General features: G+C 51.2%; 17 protein-coding genes and 1 other annotated feature. Of the genes, 2 read left to right on the plus strand and 15 right to left on the minus strand.

The features are described 5' to 3' along the window. Window positions 1-30: 30 nt before the first annotated feature. Together JOD01_RS09060 and JOD01_RS09065 are read right to left on the minus strand one after the other, a co-directional pair. On the minus strand, window positions 31-1332 hold the full coding sequence (locus tag JOD01_RS09060) for an MFS transporter (RefSeq protein ID WP_204518001.1): 1302 nt from the start codon (window positions 1330-1332) through the stop codon (window positions 31-33). Between the two features lie 245 nt (window positions 1333-1577). Further along, window positions 1578-2831, minus strand: a complete 1254-nt coding sequence (locus tag JOD01_RS09065) for a cation:dicarboxylate symporter family transporter (protein WP_204518002.1) — start codon at window positions 2829-2831, stop codon at window positions 1578-1580. Between the two features lie 292 nt (window positions 2832-3123). Further along, window positions 3124-3355: a binding site (T-box leader), on the plus strand. Window positions 3356-3415: 60 nt separating this feature from the next. Between JOD01_RS09065 and leuS the strand changes: the two genes are divergently transcribed. Further along, window positions 3416-5833, plus strand: coding sequence for a leucine--tRNA ligase (leuS, locus tag JOD01_RS09070; RefSeq protein WP_204518003.1), 2418 nt, complete (start codon window positions 3416-3418; stop codon window positions 5831-5833). 308 nt (window positions 5834-6141) lie between these two features. Here leuS and JOD01_RS09075 read toward each other — a convergent pair whose 3' ends face one another. The 13 genes from JOD01_RS09075 to JOD01_RS09135 all read right to left on the minus strand — a co-directional run bounded on the left by JOD01_RS09075 (window position 6142) and on the right by JOD01_RS09135 (window position 20302). Then, window positions 6142-6528, minus strand: a complete 387-nt coding sequence (locus JOD01_RS09075; protein ID WP_204518004.1) for a PqqD family protein — start codon at window positions 6526-6528, stop codon at window positions 6142-6144. A gap of 1 nt (window position 6529) precedes the next feature. Beyond that, a complete protein-coding gene (locus JOD01_RS09080) occupies window positions 6530-8431 on the minus strand; it encodes an OPT family oligopeptide transporter (protein ID WP_204518005.1) in 1902 nt (633 codons plus the stop codon). A gap of 132 nt (window positions 8432-8563) precedes the next feature. Next, complete coding sequence (locus JOD01_RS09085; protein ID WP_204518006.1) at window positions 8564-9538, minus strand: aldo/keto reductase; 975 nt, start codon at window positions 9536-9538, stop codon at window positions 8564-8566. A gap of 78 nt (window positions 9539-9616) precedes the next feature. After that, complete coding sequence (locus tag JOD01_RS09090) at window positions 9617-11149, minus strand: tripartite tricarboxylate transporter permease (protein WP_204518007.1); 1533 nt, start codon at window positions 11147-11149, stop codon at window positions 9617-9619. Between the two features lie 12 nt (window positions 11150-11161). Then, window positions 11162-11665, minus strand: a complete 504-nt coding sequence (locus tag JOD01_RS09095; RefSeq protein WP_204518008.1) for a tripartite tricarboxylate transporter TctB family protein — start codon at window positions 11663-11665, stop codon at window positions 11162-11164. A gap of 8 nt (window positions 11666-11673) precedes the next feature. After that, entirely contained in the window at window positions 11674-12732 is a 1059-nt protein-coding gene (locus JOD01_RS09100) for a Bug family tripartite tricarboxylate transporter substrate binding protein (protein WP_204518009.1), read from the minus strand. A gap of 122 nt (window positions 12733-12854) precedes the next feature. Further along, window positions 12855-13295 carry a type II 3-dehydroquinate dehydratase gene (gene aroQ, locus JOD01_RS09105; protein ID WP_204518010.1) on the minus strand — a complete coding sequence of 147 codons (441 nt, stop codon included), beginning with the start codon at window positions 13293-13295 and terminating at the stop codon, window positions 12855-12857. A gap of 24 nt (window positions 13296-13319) precedes the next feature. Then, a complete protein-coding gene (locus JOD01_RS09110; RefSeq protein WP_204518011.1) occupies window positions 13320-14171 on the minus strand; it encodes a TIM barrel protein in 852 nt (283 codons plus the stop codon). A gap of 39 nt (window positions 14172-14210) precedes the next feature. Beyond that, window positions 14211-15641, minus strand: a complete 1431-nt coding sequence (locus JOD01_RS09115; protein WP_204518012.1) for an aldehyde dehydrogenase family protein — start codon at window positions 15639-15641, stop codon at window positions 14211-14213. 19 nt (window positions 15642-15660) lie between these two features. Continuing rightward, on the minus strand, window positions 15661-17424 hold the full coding sequence (locus JOD01_RS09120; RefSeq protein ID WP_204518013.1) for a thiamine pyrophosphate-binding protein: 1764 nt from the start codon (window positions 17422-17424) through the stop codon (window positions 15661-15663). A 1-nt stretch (window position 17425) separates the two neighbouring features. Then, the gene (locus JOD01_RS09125; protein ID WP_239565340.1) at window positions 17426-18475 is read right to left on the minus strand and encodes a zinc-dependent alcohol dehydrogenase; all 1050 of its coding nucleotides are present in this window, start codon (window positions 18473-18475) and stop codon (window positions 17426-17428) included. Continuing rightward, complete coding sequence (locus JOD01_RS09130; protein ID WP_204518014.1) at window positions 18472-19308, minus strand: citryl-CoA lyase; 837 nt, start codon at window positions 19306-19308, stop codon at window positions 18472-18474. Before JOD01_RS09130 ends, JOD01_RS09125 begins: the two co-directional genes overlap by 4 nt. A 103-nt stretch (window positions 19309-19411) precedes the next feature. Next, window positions 19412-20302 carry a LysR family transcriptional regulator gene (locus JOD01_RS09135; RefSeq protein ID WP_204518015.1) on the minus strand — a complete coding sequence of 297 codons (891 nt, stop codon included), beginning with the start codon at window positions 20300-20302 and terminating at the stop codon, window positions 19412-19414. Window positions 20303-20430: 128 nt separating this feature from the next. On the opposite strand from JOD01_RS09135, the gene JOD01_RS09140 reads away from it, so the two are divergent. After that, a complete protein-coding gene (locus JOD01_RS09140; protein ID WP_204518016.1) occupies window positions 20431-20997 on the plus strand; it encodes a shikimate kinase in 567 nt (188 codons plus the stop codon). The last annotated feature ends 114 nt before the right edge of the window (window positions 20998-21111 follow it).

Raw genomic sequence — 21111 nt, forward strand, 5'->3', positions numbered from 1 at the left:
TGGCTGCTGTCCATCGAGTGGTTTTATTTGTTACTTTTCAGGAGACAACAGGCGTGGTTTTTGCATCGGTTGCGGCGATAAAAAAGCAAGCAATGCACCCAAGCCCCAAAAAACGACCGTGACCCATAAGATCGGGTTGTATGCGCCAAGATAATCATAGACCCAGCCGAATGGAATAGGCCCAAGAGCCGAACCAATCACCGTCGCCGCTGTGGTCACGCTGTTAATGCTGCCGAGATGCTTTCTGCCGAAGTAGTTGGGCCAAACCACATTTAACGGAATATTCATAAAGCCCTGCGCTACTCCCCAGGCAATCGCAAAGCAAAATACCATCGCATCGGAATGGGCAAAGATCAATAATAGCGGAGCGGCGATATTCAACAGCAAAGTCAGGCCAAACATCGTATGAACCTTGACCCGCTCCACGATAAAACCGGAAGCAAGCGAACAAACGAAGCTTACCAGCGGTACCAGGCTTAGCACAAACGCGGTCGTCGTCCGGCTGATATGATGCTCCTCCATAATCGAGAAAATTTGAAACGTCACTCCCGTATAAATCATTGCCGGGATCGCCGTACAGATCAGCATGAACCAAAAAGCCCTTGTCTTCGTCGCTTCGGCCAATGTCCAGGAGATATCGGTCACCGGGCTGGAACCGGCTTCCCCTTCTTGCTTGTCAGCGATTTGATCAGGCTGCAAACCGACCTCTTCCGGCCGGTTTCGCACGAAAAAGAAGGCGATTGGCACAAAAATCAGGAGCAACGCTGTCCCCAGTACCATCCAGGCAACCCGCCAGCCGTAGCTTTCGATCAACCAGTTGCCGAGCGGGGGGAAACAGGCTGCGCCGAGCAATCCTCCCAAGCCGGCGAAACTGAGGGCGCGTCCCCTTCGTTTGATAAACCATTGGGAAACGAGCGTATTGGGAATAAGCGTAAGAGAACCTTGCCCAAAAAAACGAACCATAAAAAATCCGACAAATAAGGTGAACGGTCCCGCGACGGTACTGTTCCAAAAACAGGCAAGCCCCAAACAAACGCCGGCCAAAGTCATCATTACCCGCCGGCCATAGCGGTCAACCGCCTTTCCCACAAGAAACAGCAGCAATCCGGAAATCAAGGTGGCCAATGAGTAAATCCCCGATACGGCCGTCCGATCCAGCTGCAAGTCATGGATATACGACTCAATAAATACGGAATTGGAATAAGTTTGCCCCGGTCCGGAAAAGAAAATGCCGATTGCGCTGATCAGAACAATAACCCATCCGTAAAAAAAGGACACATTGATCGGAACAGACTTGTAGGAAAGCTTTGTTGACAGATGATTAGATGACACGCGCGTTCCCTCCATTGCCGAGCGGAATTTTACCATTTTTCAAGCAATACTGAATATATACGACCCGGCGCCATCATTTGTCAAGCAAACGTCGCCAAACAATTCCGGCAAAAGGGCTATGCAGCAGTCATCGCATTTCGTCATAAAAAAAAGCACCGTATCGGTGCTCTTGTCGAAAAGAAACAACCGCTTTCGCAGGGCGGCTTTGTCCACCCCCCAGCGAAAACGGTTTCCAACAGCTTTTTCTACAAACTTGCCAAGTATTTATCACCTTTTGCTTGATCGTATTGGCCTTCCCATTTGGATATAACCACTGCGGCCAAGGAATTGCCCAATACGTTGACCACCGTGCGCGCCATGTCGAGCAGGCGGTCAATTCCAGCGATAAAGGCTAATCCTTCCAACGGGATCCCCACCGAGCCAAGTGTAGCCAGCAAGACGACAAAAGAAACCCCTGGCACCCCGGCAATTCCCTTCGATGTGACCATCAACACCAAGACGAGCGTGATCTGCGTGCCAATCGAAAGATCGATCCCATACATTTGGGCGATAAACAAAGCTGCGATCGCCTGGTACAATGTAGAACCGTCCAAGTTAAAGGAATACCCCGATGGAACTACAAACGATGTAATTGCCTGCGGGCAGCCGAATTTCTCCATCTTCTCGATGATTTTCGGCAACACGGCCTCCGAACTCGCCGTGGAGTAGGCGAGCAGCATCTCGTCTTTCAAAATCTTCATTAGAGAAAAAATACTCGTTCCAGACATTTTTGCCACGATCCCAAGTACGACAACGACAAAGAAAATCATCGCGCCATAAACAAGCAAAACCAGTTTTCCCAAAGGAGTCAGCGAACCGATGCCAAATTTGGAAACCGTAACACCAATCAAGGCGAATACTCCAAATGGTGCGAATTTCATAACTTGATTGGTAACCCAGAACATTGCATCGGCGACACCGCGGAAAAAGGAAACGACCGGTTTGCCTTTTTCACCGACGGCCGCTACACCCAACCCAAACATGACGGAGAAGAAAATGATCGCCAACATGTCGCCATTATACATCGCTTCGAAGATGTTTTTCGGCACGATGTTGACAAAAGTGCTGACCAAGCTGTGGCTCTCCGCATTATGCGCCGTTTCTACATAACTGTTAATGTCCGTTTTGGCCAAGTCATGCATATTGACACCGGCCCCTGGTTGAAACAGGTTGCCTGCAAGCAGTCCAATGATAATCGCCACCGTTGTGACAATTTCAAAATAGAGCAGCGTTTTCCCGCCGATTTTGCCGAGCTTTTTGGTGTCCCCAACACCCGCTACACCTACAATCAATGTGGAAATGACGATCGGGATCACGATCATCTTGATCAGGCGCAAAAAGACGTCGCCAATCGGCTGCAAGTAGCTGGCAACCGTCGGATTGCCGTAGAAGATGGCACCGACAATAATCCCGGCGATCAGCCCAAGCAAAATTTGCAAAGCAAGTCCAATTTTTTTCATTGGAAACCCCCTTTTCTCTCTCTGTTAGTTCATCTAATGAAGACACAAAAAATCCCGGATCAGGGAAAAGAGTTGTCCATTTTGCACAGACAAAAAATAGTCGAATTATGTCGTCTATGTTACAATTTTAGCAGAGAGCGGAGAGTAAACACAATATACTATCAAATATTACATATCGCACAACTTGCGCTATTCTGCTGAAAAAATTCTATTGGCAACAAATAACTTGATTCAACGCTTGCTGTTTATGAAAAAATTAATTACAATACATGGTAATGTAGTAATCATATAAGGTAAAGCAATGAAAAGGACCAGTAGGGAGTAAATCAGGTTTAGAGAGTTGACGGTTGGTGCAAGTCAATCCTTGGTTGCTCGTGAACTCGCCTTTAAGCTGCAAATATGAACGGTCGCTTCGCGCGCATCCAAGTAGTATTTGCCGTTTTCCGCGTTAAGGAGCAGAGTGAGTGTAGTTATACACTAAGTTGGGTGGTACCGCGGGAAGATTTCAACCTCTCGTCCCTTTTGTTCAGGGATGGGAGGTTTTCTTATAGGAATCCCTTACATGAATGACAGGAGGCACTGACATGGTTTTCGATCACCGACAAATTGAAAAGAAGTGGCAACAATACTGGGAGCAAAATAAAACATTCAAAACGCTGGATGACAGCAATCGCCAAAAGTTTTACGCCCTTGACATGTTTCCCTATCCTTCCGGGGCAGGGTTGCATGTTGGGCATCCCGAAGGATACACGGCAACGGATATTCTTTCCCGCATGAAACGGATGCAAGGTTATGATGTTTTGCATCCAATGGGCTGGGATGCGTTTGGCTTGCCAGCGGAGCAATACGCGTTGGACACCGGTAACGACCCTGCTGAATTTACGAAACGAAACATCGACAATTTCCGTCGCCAAATTAAATCGTTAGGATTCTCTTATGATTGGGATCGTGAACTTAATACCACCGACCCGGATTATTATAAATGGACACAATGGATCTTTACGAAGCTTTATGAAAAAGGCCTGGCCTATGTTGATGAGGTTCCGGTAAACTGGTGCCCGGCATTGGGAACGGTATTGGCCAACGAAGAAGTCATCGACGGCAAAAGCGAGCGCGGCGGCCACCCGGTTGAACGGCGCCCGATGAAACAATGGATGCTGCGGATTACGGCGTATGCAGAACGGCTGCTGGCCGACCTGGAAGAGTTGGACTGGCCGGAAAGCATCAAGGAAATGCAGCGCAACTGGATTGGTCGTTCCGAAGGGGCCGAAGTAACCTTTGCGGTTGACGGACACGATGAGACTTTTACCGTGTTTACCACTCGGCCGGATACGCTGTTTGGCGCCACATATGCTGTGCTGGCACCTGAACATAAGCTCGTCGAAAAAATCGCCACTCCCGAACAAAAGGCAGAGATCGAAGCCTATCTGGAGAAAGTAAAACGGAAGAGCGATCTGGAACGCACCGACCTCAATAAAGAAAAAACCGGAGTGTTTACCGGCGCTTATGCGATCAATCCGGTCAACGGCGAAAAATTGCCGATCTGGATTGCCGATTATGTGCTGGCCGGGTACGGAACCGGTTCGATTATGGCCGTTCCCGCCCATGACGAGCGCGACCACGAATTCGCCAAAGCCTTTAACTTGCCGATTAAATCGGTAATTGCCGGCGGTGACGTTGAAGAAGCGGCTTACACAGGCGATGGCGAACATATCAACTCCGGCTTCCTCAACGGGTTGTACAAAGAAGAAGCGATCCAGAAAATGATCGAATGGCTGGAAGCAAACAACAAAGGGAAACGAAAAGTTACCTACCGTCTGCGCGACTGGCTGTTCAGCCGTCAACGCTATTGGGGCGAGCCGATTCCGATCATCCATCTCGAAGACGGCACGATGAAAGTCTTGCCTGAAGATCAGCTGCCGCTGGTATTGCCCAAGACGGACGAAATCAAACCTTCCGGAACGGGCGAATCGCCACTGGCCAACATTCACGACTGGGTTAATGTCGTCGATCCGGAAACCGGCTTGAAAGGACGCCGCGAAACAAATACGATGCCGCAATGGGCTGGAAGCTGCTGGTATTATTTGCGGTATATTGATCCAACCAACGCGGAGCAGCTGGCTGATCCGGAAAAACTGAAAAAATGGTTGCCGGTTGACATTTATATCGGCGGTGCTGAACACGCTGTTCTCCATCTACTGTATGCTCGTTTCTGGCATAAATTCCTCTACGACATTGGGGTGGTGCCAACCAAAGAACCATTCCAGAAACTGTTCAATCAGGGAATGATTCTGGGCGAGAACAATGAAAAAATGAGCAAATCGAAGGGGAATGTCGTCAATCCGGATGACATCGTGGAAAGCCACGGCGCTGACACGCTGCGCATGTACGAAATGTTCATGGGGCCGCTGGACGCTTCCATCGCCTGGTCGACCAACGGCTTGGACGGATCCCGCCGCTTCCTCGAGCGGGTATGGCGTTTGTTTGTCAACGATAATGGCGAACTGAACGAGAAAATCAAGGAAAACTGCCAGTCCGATACGCTGGAACGCGTTTACCACCAAACCGTCAAAAAGGTAACGGAAAACTATGAAGGTCTGCGCTTCAACACCGGCATTTCGCAATTGATGGTCTTCATCAATGAAGCGTACAAAGCGAACGAATTGCCAAAAGCCTACATGGAAGGCTTCGTCAAAATGCTGTCGCCAATCGCCCCACACCTGGGAGAAGAGTTGTGGCAAAAATTGGGTCATACGCAAACGATCACCTATGAACCATGGCCGAAGTACGATGAGTCCAAACTGGTTGAGGACGAGGTTGAGATCGTTCTGCAAATCAACGGGAAAGTCAAAGAGAAACTGATGATTCCGGTTGATGCCGGCAAGGAACAAATGGAACAGCTGGCGATGAATAACCCCACCATTCAAGAACTGGTGGCCGGCAAAACCGTACAAAAAGTCATTACCGTTCCAGGCAAGCTGGTGAATATCGTTGTCCGTTAAAATAAGCAAGAGCTGCTTCACTGTTGAAGCAGCTCTGTTTGTTGACAAACTTTGTGTTGTATTGCGAATGGGCCGTTTTCCAAGCCGAGCGACTAACGAGGCCCTGGCCAGCGAGCGACGTGGCCCGGGGGATCAGCAGCGTAACGTTGAAACAACTGCGCAGCGGCGCTGCTTTTGCGCTGCCCACGGGAGCGTCGCAAGCGAACCTTTTCGCTTCCTGGCGGGCGAAGAACGGAGTCGAGGCAGGGAGAACGGCCGTTTTTTACCGACAATCTCGTTTGGTCTTCAATATAAATCAAAGAGCTGCTTCACTGTTGAAGCAGCTCTGTTTGTTTTTCATACTGTTCATGTTGCCAATTCAGCCAGCCGTTAAATTCAACGGTCTGCAAAAATTTGACCAACCGCGGAATAACCGGTTCTGCTTCCTGTCCGAACCGGTTGACCAAAATTTCCGCGATCTCGCTTACGGTATGCGCTCCTGTGCAGCATTGCAGCACCGTATTGCCCAATGGATCGAGTTCGATCTGAATCATTTTCGGCTGTTGCATGTAGCGGATAGAGAATCGCTCCAGCCAACTGGTTCGCGGGATCAGCAGCAGATGCTTGTCTCCCGTTGTGTGCAGACGAACATGTTCCTTCAGAATCGGTGTCATTTGCAGCAGGTTCGCTCTTTTACGTCTTGTCAACCCAAGCATGCTACGACCTCCGTTTTCCATTGTCCGTCTTCGATACGGATACCCACCACAATAGCAGGGTGAGGATGAAGAACAAGATGACGGATACCAGCCCATTCGGGAAGGTGACCTGTTCCGGCATTTTCACATTCAGCCAAATCAATATCGCAATCACGACGCCAATGAGCGACTCACCGGCGATCAATCCAGAGGCAAACAAGGTGCCTGTCTCCACGCGCTTTGCTTGCAACGCCGCGTCGGATGTCAACCGCTCCACCAGCCAGCGAACAATCCCGCCGATCATGATCGGCGTGCTCGTATGAACCGGCAAATAGATGCCAACAGCCACCGTTAACGAGTTCAGCCCCAGACATTCAATGACAATCGCAGAAGCGGCCCCGATGAAAATCAAATCCCAAGGTAAATTGTTGGCCATAATGCCTTCGACGATCAGCTTCATCAAAACGGCTTTCGGTGCCGGCAGCACTTCCGATCCCATCACATAGGTGGCGTGGAGCACGGACAGCACAAACCCGATCACCAATCCGGAAACCAGTACGCCAATCAGCATGGCAATTTGCTGTTTCCACGGGGTTCCTCCGACCAGAAAGCCGGTTTTTAAGTCTTGCGAAATATCGCCGGCAACGGCTAATGCCGTACAGACGATTGCCCCCACTGTCAAGGAAGCAACCATTCCTGTTGGTCCTGACATACCCGATAAATGAAAGACAAAGGTTACGATCAACAGCGTTGCGATCGTCATGCCGGATACAGGCGATGAGGAGCTGCCAACAATTCCCACGATGCGGGATGCTACGGTTACAAAGAGAAAGCCAAAGATGGCAATGGCGATACCGCCGATCAATCCTACGTTGGTTAAAGGAGCAAAAGCGATGACCAGGATCAACAAGATAATGCCCAACACCAGCCATCCGGCGGGAATATCGCGGTTGGTTCGTTCGACGAGCTGGTTTCTGTTCGTTTGCTGCTGGAATCCCTTTAGCGTATCCCGCAGTGAGCTGCCCAGCGTCGGCAGCGTTTTCAACAAGGTGATCAATCCGCCTGTCGCTACCGCCCCCGCGCCAATATAGCGAATGTATTCACTCCAGATTGCCCAGGCGTCCATCTTGCCAATCGGGTCGGAAGCAGGAATGACCGGATATGGATTGGCTGCGCCAAAAAAGCTGATCATGGGGATAATCACCAGCCAGGCCAGCAAGCCGCCCGCCAACATCTGTCCAGCGATGCGCGGTCCGATAATATAACCGACTCCCAGCAAAGCCGGATACGTGTCGATCCCGATCACCGCGTTTTTAAACCGGTAAATTCCCGTTTCCACCTCCGTCTTGAACAAGAGAAAGCCATCTCCCAGCGCTTTAAACAAGCCGCCGATGGCAAATCCGGCTACGACCAGTTTGGCGCTGGTGCCCCCCGTCTCACCCGAGATCAAAACTTCCGCGCAAGCTGTCCCTTCCGGATAGGGCAAGTGGCCATGTTCATTGACAATTAACATCTTCCGCAAAGGAACCATCATCAATACCCCGAGAATCCCACCCGTCAGCACGATAAAGGCGATCATCGTCTGACTTGGCGTCATCTCCCAAAAAAACAGGGCGGGGATGGTAAAGATTGCTCCTGCTGCCACCGCTTCGCCGGCAGTCGTCATCGTTTGTACAATATTGTTCTCCAGGATGGATTGACGCCGAAAGATCCCCCGCAAAATCGCCATCGAGATGACTGCGGCGGGAATCGACGCACTGACGGTCAATCCAATCTTTAATCCCAAATAAGCATTGGCCGCACCAAACACAACTGCCAGTATGATTCCCAGGATAATCGCGATTGCCGTTAGTTCCGGCAGTGACCGAGAAGCGGGAATATAGGGAACAAACGGTTCTGCTGCTTTTCTCGATGAATCAGCCATTGGAACACCCTCCTTTTTGAATCAAGGCAAACGAACGCATATGGGACAGCCTCTACTATTATTTGCTATTTTAGGCAGACTACACATGCCAGAGGAGGATTCAGAATTCTGCTGCAACAAAAAAAGAGCACGCTATGGTGCTCTCCAGCTTTCGCTTTCCAGATTGATCCACTGCAATTCTTCGGCCGAGATGTCCAAATTCATCGCCAGGAAGCAGTCCCGCAATTCTTCGACCGTCTGCGGACCGATAATGGCGCAGGTTGGAAACGGTTGATTCAACACGTATGCCAACGCGACGTGATTCGCCGTATAAAAAGCTCCCAACCGCTCTGCTGCGGCGCTGGCACGACGGTAACGTTCCCAATTGTCATCATTGTAATAGACCCGTGCGATGTCCGGATTCGGCTTGTTTCCGGGTGTGAACCGACCCGTAAAAAACCCGCTCGCCTGCGACGCCCACGATAGCACAGGCATCTGCGTACGCTGATGCCATCGTTTATATTCCTGATCAAGGTAAACCGTACCGGGCCAACGCGGTTCATTGTTCCGGGCCAGGCTAAACGACGGGCTGTTGACCACCAATCGATGGTACCCTTTTTGATCTGCATAACGATTGGCCGCCTCGATTCGTTCACAGGACCAGTTGGACACACCTGCCCTTTTTACCCGGCCTGCCCGTATATGTTCCTCCAACATATCCATTAATAAATCGACTGGTACGGCAAGATCATCCCGATGGAGCACATAAAGATCAATATAATTGACCTGAAGTCTTTCCAAGCTTTCCAGCAAATCTTGCGTAATGTCTTTCGGATTCACTCTGCTGGACGATGGATCGTGCCGGCCATCCTCTGAAACGAAATGGTGTCCTCCCTTATCCATAATCACGATAGCTTCACGATTCCTTCGCGCTTGCAACCAGTCGCCAATCATTTGCTCGCTCTTTCCTTGATTGTATAGATGAGCGGTGTCCAGCGTATTCCCTCCCAGCTCAACAAAAGCGTCCAGCAGGGCAAAGGCCGTTTGTTTGTCCCGGGACAAACCGGAAGTGCCCAGAATCAGGCGGGATAATGGTTTGTCCACCCCTGGTATGGTCAAATACTTCATTGTCGCTGCTCCTTTCACCGAGTTAACAAAACAATCCCTCCCAGAGTGCGGAGGGATTTACACGACATATAAAGACGGTCACACCCCGGCTTGCTGATCCTCTGTTGCCGCCTGTCCTTTTCTTCGCAACAACTGCTGCCTCCACTTTTTAAAGAGGGCGGTTTGGGACAACAGGGTAAACAGCACAAACAAGGTCAAGATCAAGCTGATCGGGTTCGTAAACAAGCTCGTCAGAAATCCGAGAATGCTTCCTTCTTCGGAAATAATCGCTCTTCGCAGGTTGGTATCCATTTGCGGCCCGAGAATAATTCCCAAAACCATCGGCCCAGTCGGAAACTTGTGCAATTTCAACAAGTAGCCGATCACGCCAAAAGCGATCATCCAATACACATCCACGACGCTGTTGTTAATCCCGTAAGCGCCGATTACGGTGAAGAAAATAATCACCGGCATCAAAATATATTTCGGAATCAAAATGACGCGGGCGAAAAAGGAAACAGCCGAAAGGCCCCAGACCACGATGAACAAAATGGACGCGATGGCCGCACCGAGAATAATCCAGAAGATCTCCGGTGACTCCACCATCAGCATCGGTCCTGTCTTCAACCCGTGAATGGTCATCGCCCCGATGAGGACGGCCGTGACCGCATCGCCCGGAATTCCCAAGGTAAGCATCGGGATCATCGCGCCTCCGTTGGTGGACATAATCGCCACTTCCGGCGCAATCAACCCCTCGTACGCGCCTTTGCCAAACGGTCGGGTCGGATTTTTCACCGTTTTTTTGGCGTGGTCATAGGCGATCAACGAAGAAATCTCCCCTCCGGCCCCTGGCAAAATGCCAATCACTACGCCGATCAGCGACGTGCGGATGGTGAGGGGTAAAAATTTAATCAAATAAATCAGCGGCGGAAGCAGTTTGCCAATCACGACATTGACTTTGGTCTTGCCCAGGTTGTGCAGCTGCATCAGCACTTCCGACAAACCGAACAGTCCCAGCATACAGGCGATATAATTGATGCCGCTCTTCAACTCCAGGTTGCCGAATGTAAAGCGTTCCACCCCAGTCAGCGAGTCCATCCCCACCAAACCGAGAATGATGCCTGCACCCGCGACAAAAATCGCTTTCGGCATGGAACCTTCGCTCAGTCCTCCCACGAGCAGCAAACCGAGAAACATAATCAAAAAGTAATCACGGGCGGCAAAACCGAGGGCAAGTTCGCCCAGATAGGGTGCTGCCAGACCGAGGAACAACAGGCCGATCACGCCCCCGATCGCGGCGTAAACGGTTGACAAGCCAATGCCAATCCCCGCTTCTCCTCTTTTCGTCAAGGGATACCCGTCAAAGGTTGCTGCCAAGGAAGAGGCAGAACCAGGGATATTGACCAAAATTGCGGAACGCGCGCCGCCATATACGCCGCCATAATACACGGCAATCATCGTAACCATCGCAGCAACCGTATCCCAGGTATACGTCAGCGATACGAGCAGGGTGACTGCCATTGTCACGGATAAGCCCGGCAACAGTCCTTTAATAACGCCGAAAAGGGTTCCGAGGGCAATGAGAATTAACATTTTAAGATCCAGGAAGGGCAAAAGGATCTGGTCCAACATTTTATCCTCTCCTTACGATGGAAACACGATGTGGAAGACATGGGCAAATATATAGTAACAAGCGATAGACATCACCGCGGAGACGACAAAGCTCCGAAACATCTTCTGCCTGCTGAGCAAAAGCATGGCGGCAAACAGAAACAGGAAGGAGAGGAGCATAAAGTTAAAGTAATTCATGAGAATCGCAAACAGCACAACCAGCCCTGTAAACAAAAGCAGTCGAATGTTGATCTCCTTTTGGGTGATCGCTTCTTTTTCATACAAATCTTCCACTTCTTCATCTGCTTTTTCCCCCGACCTCTCTGCTTTGGGCGCTTCAGGCACCGGAGAGGGCGACTGTCTCCCCCTCCAGGCAATCAGCAATGCGCTGATCAACATGATGGCACCAACTAGGCCAGGAAAAAAGGAAGCAGACGACGGGTCAAACATATTCTGATCTTCGATGTTGTAAGCCAGCACCACGACAGCAAGGCTAAGCGCGATTAGGAGAACGGAAACTGTTTTACCCGCTTTCATCTCATCACCTAGTTCTTTCTCTCAATTTTCAAATCGGCCGGATTTACTTTGGCCGCTCCCGCATCCTGCAACAGCCAGGCCGTAGTCGACTGCCAATCTTTCCAATACTTCACAGCCTCGTCTCCGGTCAGATTCACGGAAAGAGAGCTGGACAGTTTCAAAAACTCCTGGAAATCAGGATCTTGTTGGGCTTGGGCGAACTTCTCCGCCAACACTTTCTTGATTTCGTCAGGTGTGTCTTTTTTCACCCAAACGCCATAGAACGGTCCCCACGGCAGGAACTTTTCCATTTCCGGCAGCGATTCGGTTACAGCCGGAACGTCTTTCAATTCTTCTACTCTTTCCTTATTAATGACGGACAGGACACGGACCTTTCCAGCTTTGGCATTTTCAATCGCGGCCGGCAGACCTAAAACGGAAGCGTCGAGATGCCCGCCGAGCAACGCGGTCAAGGCTGGACCGTCACCGTCAAAAGGAACCATGTTGTACTTGGTGTTCGTCACAGTACCGAGCATGGTCGTTACCGTAAACGGAAGCCCCCCCGGTCCGGTTGAACCCATCTTTACTTTGCCAGGGTTGGCGGTGGCATCCTTGATCAAATCATCCAGTGTTTGATAGGGCGAATCTCCCGGCACGACGACGGTAGCTACCCCTCGCGCCATGATGTTGATCGGGTAAAAATCTTGAAAACCGATGTCAGAAATATCGAGGACGCCGTAAAGAGCGGGATTCTCTGCGGCAAACAGCAACGTATATCCATCGGACTTTTTATCGTTGACATACTGCATCGCAATCGCTCCGGTTGCCCCGGGCTTGTTGGTCAGAACAAGAGATTGGCCGAGATACTTTTCAACGAGCGGACCAATTTTGCGAGACATTGTGTCCAACGCTCCGCCGGCGCCCCACTGAATCACTCCGGTAATCGCACTTTCAGGGTAGCTGCCGCCTTCTGTTGCTGCCTGGCCCTGCGCATTGCCGGAGGGAGAAGCGCTCTGTGAACTGCAACCTGCCAGCAAGAGCATCACCACACTGAAAGCGGTTGCAAAATAAAATATCTTACGCCTCATGTAACATTCCCCTTCGGTTCATATTTTTTTAATTTTTAAAATTATTGAATAATAGTATAAACGATCACTAGCGGATTTTCACCCCATTTTTTGCGATTCCTTTGGGGAATCCCGAACTTTTTCTATGATTTCAGCGATGCCACAGCAGCCCTCAGCCCCAAGAGATAACTATCGATACCAAATCCGCAAATTTGTCCCTTGGCGATCTCGGCAAACACAGAATGGTGGCGGAAGGCTTCTCGGGCGTGAATGTTGGACATGTGAATTTCAATGATCGGCACGGTTAAAATCGCGAGGGCGTCCCGCAGGCCGTAGCTGTAATGCGTCCAAGCCCCCGCGTTAATCATTACGGCCGCCACTTCCTCCTGAAAAGCCCGATGGATGCGTTCGCACATCTCTCCCTCATGGTTAGTTTGGAAGCATTCCACTTCAACGCCCAACTCTGCTGCCAGCTCGGCCAAACGCCCGTTGATCTCTTCCAAGGTGACGGTCCCGTATTGTTGGGGGTCCCTTTTTCCAAACATATTGTGATTGATTCCGTGCAGCATCAATATCTTTTTCATCTGCCTTCTTCTCCTCTGCCAAATTTATTTCGGAGTCGCCGAGTGTAAAAACACTTGTTCAACGCGCGGCTGTTTTGCAAAATACGCCTTGGCCGATTCCAAACAGCGGCGGGCAAACTCCGCATAGCCCAATTCTTGTGAACGTTTCGTATTCGGCAGCTCAATCGAACAAGGGATCTCCGGAAGCCGATTTACAATCCCAGCGATATCAATGCCGCCTTCTCCGATGTATAATCGAGCCTCGCGAAGAATCCGTGTCATCTCTTCTGCGGATGCGGGGATTTCCGCCGGCGCGTCGCAAAGATGGAGAAACCGGAACCAATCGCGAGGTACTTGATCCAGATCCTCGACCTTGTCGCCAGAGCGGTGGAAATGATGCATATCAAGCATCACACCGGCGTTTTCCCGCTTGACGGCGTTCAGGATGTCAAGCACGCCGTGAAGGTTGCGGACACTGGCAATCGGGACGAACTCCAGCTCTACAGTCAGTCCAAGCGGTTTGGCCAAGTCGCACAATTCTGCAAAGCGCTCAATGGCAAGATTGCGATCGTCCGTCCAGATACTGCTCAGAACATGTCGCCCGCCGAGTTCGGCTGCCGCTTCCAGCGAGGGCAGGTACCGCTTCGGCTCTACGCCGTCATAAATACGTGCCAATTCGATATCAAGCAGCTTGACTCCCGTTTCGGCCAGCGCCCGTTTTGTCTTTTTCATCAAATCGCGGTTATCGGCCAAAGAGTAATTCGGTTCGCCAGGCAGCCCCATATAAATGGGGCGCAAGCTGACGAAATCATACCCGGCTCGCGCGGCGATCTCAATCATTTCATCCGGGGGACAGCCCAACACAGTGAGATAGGCAAGCGAATATTGTTTGGCCACTTCTGATCTCCTCCTATCGTCTGGATGCAGCGAGTCGGCTCATTGTTCCAACGCTGGATCGTAAAATGGGCCGAATAACTCCTCATCGGAAGGTCTGTCTTCCGGGATCGGGCGAGAAACCCAAGTCGTATTCATATAATGTTTGAGATGCACATTTTCCGAGATGATGTTTCCGCCCCAAGTTCCGCAGCCGAGACTGGATGTCATCGGCATTCCGTTGTTGAATGCACCGGCATTCGCTTTCGATTGCGGCTGGCGCACCATAATCCGGCTGACCGGTGCCGCCAGGGCAAGGCGATGAATATGGTCATCGTTAAACGAATAAATCCCGCAGGAATGGCCCTTTCCGCCGACTTCATAAATCGCGCGCATCATGTCGAGCGCATTCTCAAACTCCCCCTCGTACTTGTACACAGCCAACAGAGTGGTCAGTTTTTCGCCGGAAAAGGGATACTGCTTGCCGATGCCATCGCCACGGACGATGATGAACTTGCGGTCCTTAGGAATGGAAAACCCGGCGATTTCCGCCAGCTTTTGCGGTGCGAGGGCGACAGTCGTCGGCAGGCGGCGCCCCTGATCATCCCACATGACAGCGCGCAGCTTGGCTTTCTCTTCCTCGCTCGCCAAATATCCGCCTACTTTGACCAGTTGTTCCAGCATTTCATCAAAAATCTGTGCGCTAATGATCAAGTTGCCGTCAGCCGAACAGCCCGAACCAAAATCGGACGTTTTGCTCAACATGGTGTTATAAGCGGCTTCCGCCGTGTCCGCCGTCTCGTCAATAATCATCGTGGCGTTGCCCGCCCCTACGCCATACGCCGGCGTACCCGAACTGTAGGCGCTTTTCACCATGTCTTTCCCGCCGGTGGCAAGAACGAGATCGGCCCGTTCCATCAAAGCTTTGGTCATCGGAATGTTCACATTGGTCAGGCATTGCAAAATATCTGCCGGCGCGCCTTCCCGCTCCAGCGCTTCTCTCATCAGGCGGACGGTCTCAAATGATGTTTTCCTGGAACGCGGATGCGGGGAGTAGATCACGACATCGCGCGCCTTGATCGCATAAATCGCCGTGCCGGCTGGTGTCAGATCAGGGTTGGTCGTCGGGACGATCGAGGCGATAATACCGACCGGTTTGGCGTATTTGACAATTCCCTTTTCAGGATTTTCCTCAATGATCCCCACGCTCTTTTGCCGCAGCGCATCGCGCAAGACACCGCGAATTTTAAACCGTTTGCCCATCCTGCTGACCGGATCGCCCAGTCCGCTTTCTTCAATACCCATCTCGACCAGACGGGAAAAAGTTTTTTTGTTGGCGACAGCCCAGGCCACAGCCTGACATAAGCGATCGACGCGCGCCTGATCATAAGTCTCGATGATGGCCAATGCTTTTCTGGCGCGCTCAAACGCCTGATCCAGCTCAAGCTTTTGCTCCTCCGTCAACTCGGTTGCTCTCACTTTTACTTCTCCCATACGGCATTGCCTCCTTGATTTACGCGTCTACCGCGACGTGATGAACTTTATGGCCAGGTGAATAAATATCGACGATGTTCCAATGCCCTTCGGTCGGAGTCGGAATATTCTGCATATGAACATCGATAACGAACGGTTTGTTGGCGGCAATCGCTTGTGTCAACACTTCCTTGAACGCTGCTGCTGACTCTACCTTCACGCCATCAATGCCGTAAGCGCGGGCAATTGCGGCGTAATCAGGCGAATACGGTTGCCCGTTCCGCTTGAACAACGTGCCCAGTGTTGTGCCAAAATGCGCCTTTTGCAGCCCGGCGATTGTTCCGTAAGCGCAATTGTTCATGATTACCCAGACAACGGGGATGTTTTCCTCTGCCGCTGTCGCCAGCACCGCCGGATTTTGCCCGAAACCGCCGTCCCCGACCAATGACAATACGACACGCTCCGGTCTGGCCAATTTTGCTCCAAGTGCGGCCGGTGCGCCAAACCCCATCGTTGCCAGACCGCCCGGCGTGAGTACAGTACCCGGTTCATAAATCGGAAATTGCTGTCCGACGCCGTTTTTGTTCCAGCCGACATCAGTGGTGATGATGGCATCGCGCGGCAGCACTTCGCGAACCTCCTGCAAAATTCGCTGCGGTGTCATCGGGAAGGCGTCCGATTGGATATGCACTTGGTTCTTTGCCTGAAACTCCGCGCGATTGGCCGCGATTTTCTGTTTCAGTTCCTCGTTTTTCTTGCCCTGCGGCAGCAGTTCTTTGGCTACGCGATTCAAGACAGTCAAGGCTTGCTTCAAGTCGGCAACCGCGCCGATTTCCGCCGGATAGTTACGGCCAATTTCGCTCGGATCGATGTCAATATGGATGAGCCTGGTCTTGGGAATGTCGAAGGTGTAGTCATTTTCCCATGAGCTTGCGTCGGCTTCCGCAAAACGGGTGCCCAGCGCCAGAATCAAGTCGGCGTTGCGGGTAGTGTCATTGATAAATTTCGTTCCCCAAAAACCGGTCATGCCCAATGTCAAAGGATGGTCATCCGGAAGCGCTCCTTTGCCCATCAAACTGTGGGCCACCGGGATACTCAAATGGTCGACCAATTCCCGTAATTCTGCAGCAGCATCGGCAATCAAAATTCCTCCCCCTGCGTACAGCACCGGGTTACGGGCTTCAATCAGTTGCTGCACGATCCGTTTGGCAACTTCCTCATCGAGCGACGGTTTGTGCAATTTGCGGGTATGCTTCTTTACCTTCTCAAACAGCTCAACATCGATTTCCATTGAGAAAATATCCATCGGGACAGATACAAGGACAGGACCTGGCCGCCCGCTTTCCGCCAGTTGAAATGCCTTTTCCAGTATTTGCGGGAACAAGTCGGGACGATCAACCCGCCAGGCGCGTTTGACAAAGGGCCGGTAAATCTCGTATTGCGAGGCATCGGCGTGCAGGTTTACCTCCTGGTGGGGATGTTTCCCGTAATAGTGACTCGGCACGTCGCCGGCGATTACAACCATCGGAATTGAATCAAGGGCGGCGTTGGCTACGCCGGTCGTCGCATTGGTCAGGCCTGGCCCCAGGTGGCTCAGCAATACTGCCGTCTGTTTTTTCGCCCGGGCATAGCCGTCAGCGATATGGGCAGCAACTTGCTCGTGCCGGGTGCTGACAAATTTGATCCGGCTATTCTCCAGTGCGGTAAGAACGGCAATGTTGGTATGACCGCACAGACCAAACAAATATTCGACTCCCCGTTGTTCCAAATATTTAACCAACTGATGTGAGATCAGTTCTTTCATCCTAAGCCCCCCTAAAATCAAGAATAATTTTCCCAAAACTTCCAGAGGAAGCGTTTTCAAAAGCTTGCCTGAATTCAGAAACTGGCATAACCTTGGAGACTACCGGTTCAACCTGAAATTGGTCGTTGCTTAAATACTGCATCGTTTCCAAAAAGTCATCGGGAAACGTGTAAATGATCGAGCCATAGAGGGTAAGCTCGTTACGCACGACATGCGCTACCGGGAAACGGGTTTCCTGCGTAATCCCGATCAGCACCATGGAACCGCCGGGTGTAACCAGCTTCATGCCCGTTTCAATCGAGTCCTTCGCTCCCGCTGCCTCGATCACGACGTCAAACGATTGTCCAGCGCACTGCTCAGTGTGAAGCGTACGCACATGTGGAGCCATCCCTTTGACCATGTCCAGTTTGGCTGGATTGATGTCAATTGCGGTCACTTCCGCTCCCAGATGACTAGCCAGCAGAACAGCCAATGTTCCTTCCGTGCCGCACCCGATAACGGCGACGGATGTGTCTTTGTTCACGTTTACTTTTTGAAAAGCGTGTACGACCACCGCAAACGGTTCAATCAGGATCGCTTTTTCGTCCGGCAGTTCAGCCGGAACTGGCAGCACAAAACGGGAGGAGATGACAAATTCTTGAGAAAAACCGCCGTCTGTATTGATCCCGAGCGATTTTTTGTGGCGGCATATATTGGTTTTGCCTATTCGGCACTTGTCGCATTGTCCGCAAAAGGTGTTGGGCAGAACAACCACCCGTGTGCCAACCGGATACCGCGCTTTTTCTCCCGCTTCCACGATCGTGCCCAGCAATTCATGGCCCGGCCGTACCGGATACGTGGCATAATGGATCGTCCCTTTGAACACGCTTAAGTCGGTACCGCAGATACCGCCGTAAATCAGTCTGATTTTTACCTCGTCACCGCTTGGCCGAGGCAAAACGGTTGACTCCCGCAGCTCCATTTCATATGGTTTTTTTAAAATCAGTTCCAACACGCGGTTTCGTTCACCTCCCGGCTGTTCTTTGTCTTTTCTCTCCTTCGTTCCTTTCATGTTTCGAGATGCCGCAGCGCTGGTCCGGAGTAGCGAACCAGGTCTTCCCGGTTGGGGCAAGGCCCTTTGATCAACACTCGATTTTGCAATTCCTCATAAGCGTGAGCGACGATCCCCATCCCCCGCGACAAGGCGAAGATTCCTTTTGCCGCTTCAGCCGGAATGCCCAGTTCACACTGGATGGCGGCGGCCGCTCCATCCACATTCATCGTCATTTTCCGCTTTTTGCGCAGCTCCAGTTGGTGACGGAATTGTTCTGCCATCTGCAAATAAATGCCGGAGATTTCTCCCTCTTCGACAAGCGGCCGGGCCAATGCGTACAATCTGCTAATCCGCGGGTCAGCGTCGTGGAGCTGATGTCCGAGTCCGGGCAGCTTTTCCCCCTGCTTCTCCATCTGATCCAGCTGTTCCGCCACCACTTGGGCAAGATCGCGGGACGGGTCAGCGTCGGCCAACAGCTTTGTCTGATAGAACAGTTGCATCGCCTTTTCGGCAGCGCCCCCGTGAATGTCGCCCAACACGTTAATGCCGGTTGCCACGCAGGAATTAAAAGAGATCCCGCAAGTCGCCGCCATTCTTGCCGCCGCAATTGATGGCGCTCGCGGACCGTGATCGGCGCCGGCAACTAAAACGCTTTCAAGCAGACGCGCTTTTTTCACACTAGGCACTTCCCCGCAAAGCAGCAAATAGAGCATCTGACCGTAAGAGAGCGTTCCAATCAACTCTTCGATCGGATAGCCTCTGATGATAATTTCGTTTTTCTTGATGTCGCTGATGGCCGTATCCCACCAGGCGGCCCCGTTGGCGTAAGCATCTAAGGCGCTCCTGCTCATCGTGCATCTCCACCTCTCTTTGCCTTTTGCTCACAGTATAGCGGGAGATTATGTATTTATAAAATGAATAAAACTCATGTTTTCCATGAGTTTTAGGAATTGGCTATTCTGTTTCGGACAAGTTTTGCTGAATGAATCGTTGAAATCGTTCCACAGCTGGCGACTTGTAGCGGTCGGACCGCCAGACCATCTGAATTACCCTTCTGCAACGCGGTTTGCTGACAGGCAAAACGGCTATTTTCTCCAGATCAAGCCCCGGGATGAACGGAATTAAAGCTACGCCAAAATTGGCTGCCACAAAGCCGGCAATCGTCGCATCGCCTACTCCCTCAAAGGAAACTTTCGGCTGGAACCCCGCCTCCTGGCACAGCTTGTCAATCACTTCGCGGATTCCGCTCTCATGCTTGTACAGAACAAACGGTTCTTCCGCGACCTCACGCAGTTCCACTTGCTGCTGATCGGCCAGTCGGTGATGTTTGGGAACGATCAAATACAACGGCTCATCGATTGCCGGCAAAGATTCGATATTTTTATGTTTCATCTGCTCGTTCGGGGTGCAAAAACCGAGGTCGATTTGCCCCGTTTCCAGCAGATTCATAATCGTCCGTGTTGTATCTTGCGTCAACTGAAACTGGATGCCGGGGTACTGCTCCCGAAATTTGCTGATAAAGTCCGGCACAAAGCTGGAGCCAAGCGTATGAATGAAGGCAAGCGAAATGGTCCCGTTGAAAGGATCATCCAGTTCCTTAATCTCCTGAATAGCCATGTTGATCTCCTGAATCGCCCGGTTCACATACGGCAAAAGAATTTGCCCATACTGATTCAAGGTCACCCCCCGTACTTTGCGGTCAAACAAAGGAACGCCCAATTCTTCCTCCAGCTTGGCGATCGAACGGCTCAACGCCGACTGGGTAAGCGCCAGTTCATCTGCCGCTTTTGTAAAGTTTTGATACTTGGCCAAAGATTGAAAATACTCAAGCTGTTGCCATTCCATCGCAAAAATCTCCCCTTTCACCCGAGACAAATAGCATTGACACAAGCTAATTGCGCCAATCATAATATACGCATACAGGAAGTGGAAACGGCGCAACAAAACATAAATCGATAGGAAGAGAGTTAAAGATGACTGAACATACGGAAATACCGATTCGCGAACGGAATATTGTTTTCATCGGTTTCATGGGGGCGGGCAAAACGACAATTGGAAAGCTCGTTGCCAAAAAGCTCTACCGCGATTTTATCGATATTGACCAGGAACTGGAGAAACGCCACAATAGGCCGGTACCGCAAATATTCCAAGAGTTGGGGGAGCCGGTATTTCGCCAGATGGAACGGGACCTGATCGTCTCGCTTTGCACAAATACGCGCCTGAAGATCATTTCTCTGGGCGGCGGGGCTTATTTGAACGAGGATGTGCGCAAAGTGTGTCTGTCGCACTGCATCGTCTACTTTATTGATTTGTCCTGGGAGTCGTGGAAGGAACGCATTCCCCTGATCATTGACAGCAGGCCCATCTTGCAGAACAAAACACTCGATCAAATCGAGGAATTGTTCTTGAGCAGAAAATCGGCCTATGCCATTCATCATTCCAAAATCTCCACCAACCAAATCGATGCTGAAACGGCCGCCGAGCAAATCGTCGAATCGATCAAATTGGCCTGGGATTTATACCAGCCCAATCGCGACTAGATTCGGTTGACACCGTCTCCCTCTTCAAAACGGATCGAAATACGTTCCGCCTTTGCCAGAGGGAGATTTTCTTTTTACTGCCGCGAACGATTAAGGAAGCCGTCGCATCCTGCC

Origin of the sequence: Brevibacillus fulvus, assembly GCF_016908525.1 — a bacterium.
Classification (GTDB): Bacteria; Bacillota; Bacilli; order Brevibacillales; family Brevibacillaceae; genus Brevibacillus_G; species Brevibacillus_G fulvus.

Coding starts and splice junctions, on each gene's coding strand:
- leuS (WP_204518003.1), top strand. CDS start 3,416: ATGGTTTTCGATCACCGACAAATTGAAAAGAAGTGGCAACAATACTGG.
- JOD01_RS09140 (WP_204518016.1), top strand. CDS start 20,431: ATGACTGAACATACGGAAATACCGATTCGCGAACGGAATATTGTTTTC.
- JOD01_RS09120 (WP_204518013.1), bottom strand. CDS start 17,424: ATGAAAGAACTGATCTCACATCAGTTGGTTAAATATTTGGAACAACGG.
- JOD01_RS09085 (WP_204518006.1), bottom strand. CDS start 9,538: ATGAAGTATTTGACCATACCAGGGGTGGACAAACCATTATCCCGCCTG.
- JOD01_RS09075 (WP_204518004.1), bottom strand. CDS start 6,528: ATGCTTGGGTTGACAAGACGTAAAAGAGCGAACCTGCTGCAAATGACA.
- JOD01_RS09090 (WP_204518007.1), bottom strand. CDS start 11,149: ATGTTGGACCAGATCCTTTTGCCCTTCCTGGATCTTAAAATGTTAATT.
- JOD01_RS09125 (WP_239565340.1), bottom strand. CDS start 18,475: ATGAAAGGAACGAAGGAGAGAAAAGACAAAGAACAGCCGGGAGGTGAA.
- JOD01_RS09095 (WP_204518008.1), bottom strand. CDS start 11,665: ATGAAAGCGGGTAAAACAGTTTCCGTTCTCCTAATCGCGCTTAGCCTT.
- aroQ (WP_204518010.1), bottom strand. CDS start 13,295: ATGAAAAAGATATTGATGCTGCACGGAATCAATCACAATATGTTTGGA.
- JOD01_RS09130 (WP_204518014.1), bottom strand. CDS start 19,308: ATGAGCAGGAGCGCCTTAGATGCTTACGCCAACGGGGCCGCCTGGTGG.
- JOD01_RS09100 (WP_204518009.1), bottom strand. CDS start 12,732: ATGAGGCGTAAGATATTTTATTTTGCAACCGCTTTCAGTGTGGTGATG.
- JOD01_RS09080 (WP_204518005.1), bottom strand. CDS start 8,431: ATGGCTGATTCATCGAGAAAAGCAGCAGAACCGTTTGTTCCCTATATT.
- JOD01_RS09135 (WP_204518015.1), bottom strand. CDS start 20,302: ATGGAATGGCAACAGCTTGAGTATTTTCAATCTTTGGCCAAGTATCAA.
- JOD01_RS09115 (WP_204518012.1), bottom strand. CDS start 15,641: ATGGGAGAAGTAAAAGTGAGAGCAACCGAGTTGACGGAGGAGCAAAAG.
- JOD01_RS09065 (WP_204518002.1), bottom strand. CDS start 2,831: ATGAAAAAAATTGGACTTGCTTTGCAAATTTTGCTTGGGCTGATCGCC.